Genomic DNA, 13,175 nt, shown 5'->3' on the forward strand with positions numbered 1-13,175 from the left:
ACTTTGGCCGCATCCTGCGCATTATACGTAATCACGCAGGAATACGCTTCTGCCCCCGTTTTGTGAATCATCTCAACCACTTTTGCAAACGATACGTTCCGTTTCACATCAAGCGTAAAATACACCCGATTCTTACCCCAACGCAGTACGTTTTCCAGCGTCGGAATTTTGTAGGGCGTTACGTTTCCCATATTGTCTTCCAGCCGATACTGGCCAAGTTCGGCGTAGGTTTTGTCGATGAGCTTGCCGGTGCCATTCGTGGTCCGGTCGAGCGTAGCGTCGTGCATCATCACCATCACGCTGTCTTTGGTCAGATCAATATCGCATTCGATAATGGCCGGATGCGCCGACGTACTGATCTGACTGGCTACGTAGGCAAAGGATTCGATGCAGTTTTCGGGGTAGTTTTTCAGGTCGCCCCCACCCCGATGAACCGAAATAAGTGGCGCCCGATTGGGTTTATACTGAAAGAAATCAGTCGTTTCCCGAGCCGAAAGATTCGTAGTTGTTTTGGGAGCGCAGGCGGTCAGGCATAAGCCCATCCCCATCAGAAAAGCGTATTTCATGCTATGATAACTAAGTGACGGGCGGCTTGCCAAACCATCACAGCGCGTAATGGACTCAGGAACCGATCCGCTATGGAACGTTGTTGATAAAAGTCACAAAGGTACTCGAATCCACCCTGAATTGACGTATCGAGGATGTAACTCATCCTTCATTAATCTCATCGAAAACGAACTATGATTCCCTTTTCAATTCTGGATTTATCGCCCATCGTAGCCGGAAACACCGCTACGCAGGCGCTACGTAATACACTCAATCTGGCGCAACACGCTGAAAAACTGAACTATAATCGGTACTGGCTGGCCGAACACCATAATATGCCGGGTGTGGCTAGTGCCGCTACGTCGGTGGTGATTGGCTACGTAGCGGGCGGCACCAAAACCATTCGCGTCGGTTCTGGCGGGATTATGTTGCCGAATCACTCGCCCCTGGTCATTGCTGAGCAGTTTGGTACGTTAGAATCGCTTTACCCCGGCCGAATTGATCTGGGATTGGGTCGGGCGCCAGGCTCCGATCAAATGACAGCACGGGCATTACGTCGGAATCTGACCGGCCCCGATACGTTTCCGCAGGATGTGGTTGAGTTACAGCAGTATTTTCAGCCCGATGAGGACGTGAACCAGTTTATTCAGGCGGTACCGGGCAACGGGCTGAACATTCCAATCTGGATTCTGGGATCAAGTTTGTTTGGGGCGCAACTGGCCGCTGCGCTGGGTTTGCCCTATGCCTTTGCGTCGCACTTTGCCCCAAACGATCTGATGCAGGCACTGGCTGTCTATCGAGCGAAATTCAAGCCATCGAATCAGTTGGAAAAACCCTACGCAATGGTAGCCGTTAACGTCATTGCGGCCGACACCGACCGCGAAGCCGAACGGTTGTTTACATCTATGAAACTGCAGTTTCTGGCTATTCGTCGGGGAAAAGCCCGGCAGATGCAGCCGCCCGTTGATAACATGGATGAGTTTTGGTCAGAGTTTGAGCAGGCGGGTGTTGAGCAGGCATTACGTTTCTCAGCCGTTGGTTCACCGGAAACCGTACAGCGCAAATTGGCCGACATCATTGATCAGACGAAAGCCGACGAACTGATTATCTCGGCACCTGTTTTCGACCACGAAGCCCGCAAATACTCGCTCACGCTGACCGCGCAGGTACGTGACGCGCTGGCGACTCAGCAGTCGGAAGCCAGTTTGGCCTGACATCTGTGACAATTTCTTCCTATTCTGGTCGTAAATTCACCCAAACAACAAACGTCATGCTACAAGCGTCCGGTCCACTATTTCCTCAAACGCTGGAAGCCTTTATTGATTGGGAACCCAACGACGGATTCAAGTATGAATGGAACGATGGGGAAATCATCCGGTTTTCAGGCATGAAAAAAAAACAGTATTTCATCTACGGCATTCTGAACAGGCTATTTATCGAAAAAGGGTATCATGAGAAAGGGATGCTGATGGCTGAGCCAGATGTGATGCTTACTCCTATCCAAATGCGCCGACCTGACATCGCTTATTTCACGAACGGACAGGTAGAACACGCCCGAAGTGGTGAAGACGTTATACCAGCCTTTGTAATCGAAGTTTTATCGGAAACGGATCAGGCTTATCGAATTGAAGAGAAAATCGCCGAATATTTTAAGGCGGGTGTTCAGGTGATCTGGAACATCAACCCGGAGCAGGAAGTCGTTTATGTGTACACCTCCCGTAAACATGTAACTATTTGTCTCGAAGATGACGTCTGCTCGGCGGCACCTGTTCTACCAGGTTTCACCATTAGTGTCAATACGCTGTTTGCGCAGCCTGAATCTTAGCGTGTTTTTGCCTTTAAACGTAGTGAGGGAAGGTTCTCAAACCTGCCCACACTACGTTTAAATCACTACGTTCACAATTCGTTTGGGAACGACGACGACTTTTTTCGGCGTCTTACCATCCAGCCATTTCTGAACAATTTCGTCGGCCAGTACTTCGCGTTCGATTTCGGTGGGTGCGCGGTCGATGGCGAAGCTGATCGTGGTACGCACTTTGCCGTTGATCTGAATCGGGTATTCGAACGCATCTTCCACCAGATAAGCCGGGTTGAACGCTGGGAACTGCGCTTTCGAAATCGTACCCGCTTCATTGCCCAGAGCCGCCCACAATTCTTCCGTAATGTGTGGCGCGTACGGCGACAGAATCAATACCAGATCCTGCAGGATGGCCCGCTTATGGCAGTTCAGCGTACTTAACTCGTTGACACAAACCATGAATGCACTCACCGACGTATTGAACGAGTAGGCTTCAATATCGCTTTCGGCTTTCTGAATGGTTTTGTGCAGGATTTTCAGTTCGGCGGGCGTTGGCTGCTCGTCGGTTACGAGCCAGGTATTCGGTCCGTCTACGTTATCTTTGTAGAACAACCGCCAGAACTTGCGAATGAAGCGATACACGCCATCGATGCCGTTCGTATTCCACGGTTTCGCCTGATCCAGCGGTCCCAGGAACATTTCATAAAGCCGTAACACGTCCGCGCCGTACTTCTCCACGATCATATCGGGATTCACTACGTTGAACTTCGACTTCGACATCTTTTCAACCTCCGCTCCTACTACGTAACGTCCATCCGGTTCAAAGATAAACTCGGCGTTTTCTGTTAAATCAGGCCGTGCTTCCTTAAAGGCTTCAACATTCAGTACGTCATTTTCGACAATGTTTACGTCAACATGCAGTGGCGTCGTTAACGATCTAGATGGAAGATTATAAATGATTCTGCTGTTCGTTTCTGGATTTTTTTGCCAGAGTGATTGTTGAATCTCCATCATACGATCATTTAAATATTTGATCTTTGTCATATCACTATTTTCGACCCCTTCCTTTAGATTACTTGATATAAATATTGGGGGAATACTTGGCAAAAAGACTACTTCTACATCCGCTGCACCTCCGAAATAATTACTTGTGTTAAGCCTATAAATAAAATTGCTACGTCCCTGAATCATGCCCTGGTTGATGAGCTTTTTGAAAGGCTCTTCCTGCGGTACGTAGCCCCGGTCTTTCAGGAACTTGTTCCAGAAGCGGCTGTAGAGCAAGTGACCCGTTGCGTGTTCAGTGCCACCGATGTAGAGGTCGACGTTCTGCCAGTAATTGATGGCATCCTTACTCGCAAACTCGTTGTCGTTATTCGGGTCCATATAACGATACCAATACCACGACGAACCTGCCCAGCCAGGCATGGTGCTCAATTCGTACTCATACTGCCCTTTGTATCTCCAGCCTTCGGCGCGACCCAGTGGTGGTTCGCCGGTTTCGGTAGGCAGGTATTTGTCGATAGCAGGTAATTCTAACGGCAGGTCGCTTTCGTCAATGAGATAAGGTAACGGTTGGCCGTCGCCACCATCTTTGAAATAAACGGGCACCGGCTCACCCCAATACCGCTGACGACTAAACACGGCGTCGCGCATCCGGAAATTTACTTTTCCCCGCCCCAAGCCACCTTCTTCCAGCCAGGAAATCAGTGCTGGTGTGGCTTGCTGATACGTCATACCATCGATAATACCTGAGTTGATATAACGGCCTTCTTTCGTGTTATCGGCCTGCTGGTCAATGTCTTTCTGCGCGTCCAGAATTGGAATGATCGGCAAGCCGAAATGCGTTGCAAAGTTCCAGTCACGTTGATCGCCCGACGGTACGGCCATGACCGCACCCGTACCATAACCCGCCAGTACGTAGTCGGCCAGATAAATGGGTACCTTCTCGCTGTTGAGCGGGTTAATACAATAGCTGCCCGTAAATACGCCCGAAACGGCTTTTGTATCGGCCATCCGGTCGCGTTCAGAACGCATTTTAGCGGCATTTACGTAGTTCTCTACGGCTTCACGCTGTTCGGGCGTGGTCAATTGCGTAACCAGCTCATGCTCTGGAGCTAGCACCATGAACGTAACACCATAAATCGTGTCAACGCGGGTGGTAAAGACTTCAATGGTAGCCGGAGAATTTTCAACCGCAAACTTCACAGAAGCGCCTACTGATTTTCCAATCCAGTTTCGTTGCTGTTCCTTCAGCGATTCCGTCCAGTCGACGGTTTCTAAGCCGGTCAGCAGACGATCAGCGTAGGCCGTGATGCGCATCATCCATTGCCGCATCAGCTTCTGCTCGACCGGGTACCCGCCCCGTTCCGATACGCCATCTTTTACTTCATCGTTGGCCAATACCGTACCCAACGCCGGACACCAGTTCACAACGGCATCGGCTAGATACGTCAAGCGATACTTTAAGGTAATTTCGTACGACCGTTGCGCCGACATGGCGTTCCACTCGGCAGCCGTAAATGTCGGTGCATCTTCGTCACAAACGGCATTTACATCCGTGGTGCCGTTCGTTGAAAACTTGTTCAGCAGGGTTTCGATGGGTTCGGCCCGGTCGGTGTCGCGGTTGTACCACGAACGGAACAGTTCCATAAAAATCCACTGCGTCCATTTATAATACGCGGGATCGGAGGTGCGGACTTCGCGGGTCCAGTCGAAACTAAATCCGATGTTTTTTAGCTGTTCGATGTACCGTTCGCGGTTTTGCTCGGTCGTAATTGCCGGGTGCTGCCCGGTCTGGATCGCGTACTGCTCGGCGGGTAAACCAAAGGAGTCGAATCCCATTGGATGCAGTACGTTATACCCTTTCAGGCGCTTGTACCGTGCAACAATATCCGACGCAATGTATCCCAGCGGGTGCCCAACGTGCAGACCCGCTCCCGATGGATACGGAAACATATCCAATACGTAGTACTTGGGCTTATTTGTCTGCGTTTCAGGTTTATACGTATCGTGATTATCCCAAAACTGTTGCCAATATTTTTCCGTTTCGCGGTGGTTGTAGTCAGCCATAATTGTGAATGCAGCCTTAAAAGCCGCCGATATTCAGTGCGGCAGGGCAGCCGCCTAACTTAATTTTTTGCAAAAATAGCCGTTTACAAAGACTTTTGTCTACCCGCACCGTCGATCAACCCGTAATCTCTACGAATGAGCCAGCTTAGTACGTATTCTTACCTTTCTTCAGGAAATGGTTTGACAACTGAAAGCCATACGCGAAGCTGGTTCGGGCTGATCCTGTTAGGGGTGCTGACAGCCGCTTTAGGGAGTTGGATCATCGGCGATTTCAGTCATCCACTTTCCGACGGGAGCGATACCGATCAGTTTGAATACGTGGGTTATTTTTTCACCAAAAACCTGTCGTTCAATCCGTTTCCGCACCTTAACCTGACCAATACGCAAACCTTTTACCCATACGGCACCAATCAGGTATTTCTGGACTGGGGCTTCGAGCGCGATTATTGGTATCGACTCTGCTACGTGTTGTTCGGTGGTCCCGGCCCCTATCTGCAAACGTACTACCTCTACACGCTACTCGTTACGTCTCTTGGTACCTACATACTGCTGCAAACACGGTTTGGCGTAGTGAAATCGATAGTTGTCAGTTTGATTGTGTCGGTATTTAATTTCTACGCTATCTGGAAATTTCCCGTTCACATGAACGTCTGTGTCGGTCACTGGACTACGTTGTGCATCGTTGCTACGTATCGCTTTCTGTATGATGTGGTGAATAAAAAGCTGGTTTCGCTGCCTTACGTACTTTTTTGGGTTTGGATGCATGTACAGATACTGGGACAGGAATTGGGTTACGTAGCCGGCTTTGCGCTGACGTTTACTACGTTAGTGCTCCCGGTTTTAGCGGTTATTCTGTACCAGCGTTTTCGTACTACGTTGGTTTCATCTGGCATCGCGTATGCACAGGATCAATGGGAACGGCATAAATCGGGTACGCTATTCTGGCTTCTGATGGTCTTTTTCAGTCTTTATCTGTATTTGCCGCTTACGTTGCAAATTGCCTTTACAGCCTGGGAATTCAATTTTGGCGCTGTGCCGGAATTACGCGCCTGGTCGCATCCGATCCGGTTGTTTCTGCCGTATTTGCCCGGTATTGATAGTTACGACATACCGTATCAGCGATGGTTTCGCGATACGTTCGAGAGTTACGGGCAAGGCAGTCCGGGCTTGTACCTGACTCTATTGGCAGGCATCGGTTTCTGGCAGATACGTCGTCGGATGGCGCTCTGGCTGCCGATTGTACTGATGCTGGTGCTCTGCTTGCTGTATCATCCGGTGGTTTTACCGACACTTAAACTGTTTCCCTGGTTTAGCTTCAATCGACACGGTGGCCGTGCTAGTTTGGTGTATCCAGTACTGCTTTGTTTGCTGGCATTGCCCATCAACTGGCCTCGTCGACGGCTTAGTCAGGTCGGCGTTGCGTTGCTTCTCGGATTGATGCTGGCCGAATGGTCGACGGGGTATTATCTGCGGTTATTTCAACCTGTCAACGTAGCGTCGGATAGTTTGCTACGTTACTGTGCCATTGTTCGTGAGCAGCCGGGCGTTGCCGTGCTCGACTGGCCGTTCTGTACAGTGGGCGCTAACGGGGTTGGCGCAGAAGAAGGCCTCTGCCCCTATTACCGTCAACAGAACGCGGTTTTCACCTTTCGGCGGTTCTACGACAAGAGTGGAGTTGGGCAATATTTCGGACGGCTCCATCCCGATCAGATTCAGCCGTTTCTGCGTGATGGCTGGCCTCAACGGCTACAACCGAATTATTCATTTACAAATCAGGACTGGCAATTTCTGGACCGTTTTTTACAGAAAAATAATTTCGCCGGAATTAACCTCTACCCCGATTTACTGACGCCCCATCAGGTGGCGGTATTCGAACAACACTACGGTTCGCCGATCGCCGAAACCCGCTTTCCGGCGGCCGGAAAAGTTGTGTTTATTCCACTGAAAAAATAGAGATTACGGCAACCAAACGCAACGTCTGTTACGTTTACTACGTATAGCTCATTACAAACCAGATCCGAAACGGCGCATGGCCTAAACCTGTACGATTTATTCTTTCTCCACTTAAAGTTTTCGTACGTAGTTTATGCGACGTTTTCTTCCGCTTGCGACGCTCACCAACGTCGCTTTGGTTGGCCTTAGTCTGTTCGGTTGCCAGTCTGATAATAGTATCGAACCGACCACCCTTTCGGCCGACTGTTTGGTAAAAGCTTCTTCCAACAATGGAGTCGCCATTGCGGGTTCGTATATCGTTACGTATCAGCTAACGCAATCGCTCCCAACCTCTCCCAATGCGCGCGCTGCTGCGGCCGAAGTGCTGGCTGGACAGTTGCTCACGAATTATGCTGTAGCCAATCCACGTGCCGAAATACTGGCCTCGGGTGCACAAACGAGTTTTCTGGCTCATCTGACCGAAGCTGAGTCCGAAAAACTCCGGCAAGATCCATCTGTTGCACTCGTAGAACCCGATCGAATCATGTCGATGTGTAGCTGCGTCGACGTAGCGACTACATCAACATTGACCTGGAATGTGAAGCAAACGGGTTACGGTCGGGGCGATTTGCAAACTAACAAAACTGCCTGGATCATTGATACGGGTATCGACCTGGATCACCCTGATTTGAATGTCGATACGCAACGTAGTAAGTCGTTTGTGAGTGGCCAAACTTCGGCTGACGACGAAAATGGCCACGGAACCCACGTAGCAGGTATTATTGGTGCGAAAAATAACAACATAGGCGTAACGGGTGTTGCCTCTGGCGCTACGTTGGTTGCTTTACGCGTGCTGGATGAAGATGGTGACGGTCGGCTGTCGGGGATTATCCAGGCTGTCAATTACGTCGTGCAGAACGGAAAAGCAGGCGACGTTGTCAACATGAGCCTGGGCGGAGAGGGCACATCTGCTACCCTCGAACGTGCCATTACGCAGGCTGCCAACGCGGGAATTTTGTTCGCCATTGCGGCCGGAAACGAAGGAAAAAACGCAAATGATTATTCGCCAGCGCGCTTGAATCACGCCAATATCTTTACGGTATCGGCCATGAATAATCTGAATCGATTTGCATCCTTCTCCAATTACGGCAGCAGCGTAGATATCTGTGCGTACGGCGTCCGTATTCCGTCGACATACAAAAATGGCGGATACACTACGCTGAGTGGCACGTCGATGGCAGCTCCGCATGTGGCTGGCCTATTGTTAATACGAGGTAGAAATTTACCGACACACGGAACGGTAACGGGTGATACGGATGGCACACCTGATCCCATGGCAGGCGAAGCAAGTCAGTAGAAACCGAAAAAGTAAAAACCCTTTATCTGGCTATCCAGCTATCCAGCGAATCCGTAAACGGAGGCAACGGCATCAAAAAACGATCAAAATCAACCCAATAGCTAATAATCTGGTCTTTCATTCCGATCGGGGTGTTCAGTATGCCTGTACTGACTTCCGGAATCCGGGATGAGTTGAAGGGCTTGCCAGTTATCCAACGTATGACGGGGCCATATCATTTTACTAAATGGGTGTAACGGGTTATTGTGCCAGCACACATCAACTACGACTTTTGAACTAAAATGTTGTTTTAGCTCCAGATTCCATGAAAAAACAACGGATCTTTTTGACGGTGTTATCGATTATCCCGGTGCTAACTTATGCACAAACAGCTGCTGAAATTCTTGACAAGAATATAGCTGCGCTAGGTGGTGCTCCCAAAATTGCCGCTATCAAAACCCTTCAGTACGACCAGGTCATGCGCGTGATGGGCACAACTATGCCCGGCAAGGTATCAGTAATTGTTGGACAAGCGTATCGAAATGACATGTCATTGTCGGTCGGGAAGGTAACGCAGGTAATTTCAGGCGACAAGGGTTGGGCTACGAGCATTCGTCAGGGTGTTTCCGTTCCCAAAAAGCTGACGGATACTCAAGTGAATATGCTGAAAGGCAACGTGAACATGCTGGGAGCCGACCTGGCTACAGTGAAACAGAATAATTATCCGGTCAGCCTGGTAGGGAAAGAAAACCTGAATGGAAAAGAAGTTTTCACTCTAAAGGTGATGAGACCTGAAGGCGAGGCCAATTACTACGTAGATGCCACGACGTATTTACTGTCTGGAATGAAAACGTACGTCAGTAACCAGGATGAATCGGACGAAGTAAAGGTTAACCTTAAGGGCGAAATGAAGATGATCTATAGTGATTATCAGACGTTTGAGGGGCTGAAATTTCCTACTTCATTATCGCTCGATTCACCCGGCATACCCGACACAGTTAGTCTACGTATTTCGAATGTTGTTTTCAACCCAACGCTTACCTCTTCTTTATTTAAAATGCCCAACTAATTCAGCTTAATGTTCTGTCGAAGAGCAATGAATTCGGCTGGTTAACGGCTAGTCTTACCGGTTTCTCTACTCTCCATTCCTTTTGCTTCACCTATTCCGATGAAAACGTACATTTATTTAGCTCTCATATGGAGTTGTTTGATGATAAACAACGTGGGCAGGGCACAGAGCGCATTTTTTCTCCGTATTGTTGATCCTGGCCGATATGCCGTCACAATCAACGAACAAAGTTTAACTCTTTCTTCGGGACGCTACCGGTTTTTTGATTTACCGGCGGCACGGTCTCGGTTGACTATTAGTCAGAATAACATAACTGTTTACCAGGACTGGGTTGATCTACTCATTGATAACCGCGTTCTTGCTGAATTCAGCGTCCGTCGGGGCTTACGTATTCAGGGAGTTGCTCCACTTGCTTTCGATAGTCGCTTTTGGGATTGGAGCGATCCGGGCGTTACGCAGCAAGGTTCTGCCAATCGATCTTATGATTACGCCAATGCACGCACAGCTATGTCTGCCCAGGCGTTTGATCGAATACGGGAAGCGGTCGATAAGCAAAGCCTCGACAGCGACAAATTTGATATGTTGGGCACCTTGCTCACCGATCAGTCTATTACGTCGGATCAACTGGCCGAATTACTTAAATTATTTACCTTCGATAAAAAGCGATTAGAAGCGGCTAAGCGCTGCTGGGCCAACATTGTGGATAAACCCAATTTTTACAGAGTCTTTGACAGTTTTTCCTTTAGTAGTAGTGTCAATGATCTGAAAGCCTTTTTAGCAACTCGTTAACTGAAAGTCTAAAAAGTAATAGCTTATTGATAAGATGAATTTGATGCGTTTGCCAAAGGCAGCTATGCGCCAATTTTATCCATGAATCATGTAGATTATATTTAAATTTCCTTCCATATTGGTGCTGTGAATCAATGGTTTTCCGGATGCCTCCTCTATCCCGATCAAAATTATCTTCAGAAGTTCTGTATGGCTTACTGATCAGTATCTTCTTAGCCGCATTGAGCTTTATCGGCACATTTACCAGCGCTCACTTTCAGGAATTTTACGGCTTGGTCCAGTTTCTGACATTAGGGGTGGGCTGTCTGCACCTTTGGGCAGGCAAACGCTTTGCTCCGGCTCTATTCATTTCGTTCGGAAAAGGTGCGTTGGCTACTCTTCTAATCCTATTGGTCGCTGTGGGAATGGCCCTGGCAGCTTACTGGCAAACCGGCGATCTGGCTGAACGGTGGCCGTTTGTGACAAGCTTACTACCCTTTCTTATTCCCTATTTAATTGGGGAGGCCTATCATTATTACGTACAGATACCACCCGCTTCGTATCGGCCTTGGTATTATCCACTTCAGGGTGATATGCCGGATGTAGATTTGCTCGATCTATCAAAAATCCTGGTAATTCAGTTTGAGTTTCTTAAAACACCCTCCGACGCCAATAATACGAATTTCAAAGCCAAAGCCCCGGTAGCGATGACCCTTGGCGACTTATTTCTGATCTTTATTAACGACTACAACGAACGTACGCCAGCCAGCCCTATTCAGTACGTTAATGCCAATGGGCAGCCAAACGGCTGGGTATTTGCAAAAAAAACGGCCTGGTGGCAGCGCTCCGTTTATTTTGACCCCGATCTGGATTTCAATCGAAATCAGCTGACGGATAATGCGACAGTAATTGCCCGACGGGTAAGCTAATCAGTTCAGCATAATGACGCCCCCCTTCACTTCGACCATGGCATCGCCTTTTACGGAGGTTTGTGCGCCTTCCAGTGAAAGCTGAGCATTGGCTTTGATTTCAGCGGTGGCATCAGCTTCGGCTTTGATTTGAGCTCCTTTGATGTCTACGCTGGCCGCTCCTTCCATTTTTATCGCGTTGGTGGCTCTCAGTTCGATGTCGTTCTGGGCTTCGAGGGTTAAATTATTCTGAGCCTTTACCTGAATATCTTTACCTGAAATGGTAATGTCGCCCTGGGTTTCGATTTCAATCTTGCCATCATCAGCGAAGGAAATCAGTACGTACGTATCACTTTTGTTAACGTTGGTCAGCTCAATTTTCTGTTCGCCATCCTTGTCGTACAAGCTGATTTTGTTCCCCCCTTTAGTCTGAATTGTTTTCTGGACGTTGTCGCGTTGCGTGTAGGTGATACCCTTCTTTTTGGGATAGAGGCTCGTCATCACAAATGGGTATTCGGCCAGGTTCGACTCGTACCCGATCAGTACCTGGGCATTTATTTCAGGGACAAACAACATTCCCTCCCCGGCGGCTGTGTAGGGATGAGCCACGCGCAGCCAGTCTGATTCATTGTTATCCCCCGGCCACATGAATTTTACTTTAACGCGACCTAATTTATCTGGGTCCTGGTTATCGGTCACGGTGGCCAGTTCGGGCTGGCCTGCGGGTAAACGAAAAGAAGGATTCGGCGGAGGATACGTAACCGAGTCGGGTACGGCCCGGAAGGTATTCGAATAGTTACCACTGCTGTCCAGCGAATGCGTTATATGTGTGACCCGGTAATTGCCAAAGTTTTCTTCGGACGTACCTCGCTCCGTAATGCGCGTACCTTTCACTGAAATCACGGTCCCGACCGACAAATCTGGATTTTCGCCAAAACCCTGAAAGTCAACCAATCGACTGGCTTCCATGGCCTTCTGCGTTTTGGCCACCTCGTCCAGTTCGCGCTGTTTGTACACCAGCTTGGGCAGGGGCAATTGCGACTCCTGGCTAAACAATTTCTCCGATTCGTCCAGGGTAAAATCGCCCCACTGGCCCAGGCCGCTGACCTGCTGACTGGCAGATCGGCTTTGGTACGTTTCGTCGGCCACGTAGTCGTAGCGGGTGTACAGAAATTTAGCGGGCTGAAGCCGTAGACTCATGGCAAAGGTTTGCGTACCATCGACTTTAAAATCGGCTTTCTGGTTGTCCGGTTTGCCAAACACGATTTTCTGCCCGTCGTAAAAACACCACTCTCCGTACTCAGCCGCCAGCCGGGCCAGAAACTCAAAATTAGTTTCGTCGTACTGCACCACGTATTTCAGTGAGTCGGACGATTTGGGGTTCACCGACCGCTTGAGCAGATTACTGGGGTACGGATTTAATACCTTGTTAACGATATCGGCTAAACTATGCTCCAGAAAGGTACGGCGTAACCGGCTATCTTCCAGCAGAATGGTCATCCCCTGCCCTTTCAACAGAAAAATATTGGACGTGTCGCTGGTGTTTTTGAGAGACAGCTCCGTAACAAGGCCTTTGAATTTAAAATCGAACGAACCGTCTTCAAGCAGCGGATCGAACGAAAACTGAATGGTTTTACCCACTACATTGCGGTGCGACTCATGAAAAAACAGCTCGTTGGCATCTTCCAGATCCTCGAACGGTACGGCGAGACTAAACTGATGGTGGCCAAACAAGTCCTGCTCAATGGT

The 13,175-nt window shown here is 49.1% G+C and carries 10 protein-coding genes; 7 read left to right on the forward strand and 3 right to left on the reverse strand.

Annotated features, from left to right (window positions below; translation table 11 throughout):
* A partial coding sequence (locus ACOJS8_RS10060) for a glycerophosphodiester phosphodiesterase family protein (RefSeq protein ID WP_420148410.1) occupies positions 1-566 on the reverse strand: 566 nt, incomplete at its 3' end.
* Positions 567-740: 174 nt separating this feature from the next.
* Between ACOJS8_RS10060 and ACOJS8_RS10065 the strand changes: the two genes are divergently transcribed.
* Positions 741-1,760 (forward strand): LLM class flavin-dependent oxidoreductase, encoded by a 1,020-nt coding sequence (locus ACOJS8_RS10065; protein WP_420148411.1) that lies wholly within the window; start codon positions 741-743, stop codon positions 1,758-1,760.
* Between the two features lie 56 nt (positions 1,761-1,816).
* Entirely contained in the window at positions 1,817-2,371 is a 555-nt protein-coding gene (locus ACOJS8_RS10070) for a Uma2 family endonuclease (protein WP_420148412.1), read from the forward strand.
* A 57-nt stretch (positions 2,372-2,428) separates the two neighbouring features.
* Here the strand turns inward: ACOJS8_RS10070 and ACOJS8_RS10075 are convergent, their stop codons facing one another.
* Complete coding sequence (locus ACOJS8_RS10075) at positions 2,429-5,413, reverse strand: leucine--tRNA ligase (RefSeq protein ID WP_420148413.1); 2,985 nt, start codon at positions 5,411-5,413, stop codon at positions 2,429-2,431.
* 135 nt (positions 5,414-5,548) lie between these two features.
* Here ACOJS8_RS10075 and ACOJS8_RS10080 point away from each other — a divergent pair, with 135 nt between their 5' ends.
* From ACOJS8_RS10080 to ACOJS8_RS10100, 5 genes are all read left to right on the forward strand, one after another.
* Positions 5,549-7,366 (forward strand): hypothetical protein, encoded by a 1,818-nt coding sequence (locus ACOJS8_RS10080; RefSeq protein WP_420148414.1) that lies wholly within the window; start codon positions 5,549-5,551, stop codon positions 7,364-7,366.
* Positions 7,367-7,499: 133 nt separating this feature from the next.
* Positions 7,500-8,702: a S8 family serine peptidase gene (locus ACOJS8_RS10085; protein WP_420148415.1), complete on the forward strand. Its 1,203-nt coding sequence runs from the start codon at positions 7,500-7,502 to the stop codon at positions 8,700-8,702.
* Between the two features lie 304 nt (positions 8,703-9,006).
* On the forward strand, positions 9,007-9,750 hold the full coding sequence (locus ACOJS8_RS10090; protein WP_420148416.1) for a DUF4292 domain-containing protein: 744 nt from the start codon (positions 9,007-9,009) through the stop codon (positions 9,748-9,750).
* Between the two features lie 141 nt (positions 9,751-9,891).
* Positions 9,892-10,539, forward strand: a complete 648-nt coding sequence (locus ACOJS8_RS10095) for a DUF4476 domain-containing protein (RefSeq protein ID WP_420148417.1) — start codon at positions 9,892-9,894, stop codon at positions 10,537-10,539.
* A gap of 146 nt (positions 10,540-10,685) precedes the next feature.
* Positions 10,686-11,447 carry a TssN family type VI secretion system protein gene (locus ACOJS8_RS10100; protein ID WP_420148418.1) on the forward strand — a complete coding sequence of 254 codons (762 nt, stop codon included), beginning with the start codon at positions 10,686-10,688 and terminating at the stop codon, positions 11,445-11,447.
* On the opposite strand, the gene ACOJS8_RS10105 is transcribed toward ACOJS8_RS10100, so the two are convergent.
* Positions 11,448-13,175: type VI secretion system Vgr family protein (locus ACOJS8_RS10105; RefSeq protein ID WP_420148419.1), on the reverse strand; the 1,728-nt coding region annotated here is incomplete at its 5' end.

The sequence above is a fragment of the Spirosoma sp. genome (assembly GCF_048594605.1).
Classification (GTDB): Bacteria; Bacteroidota; Bacteroidia; order Cytophagales; family Spirosomataceae; genus Spirosoma.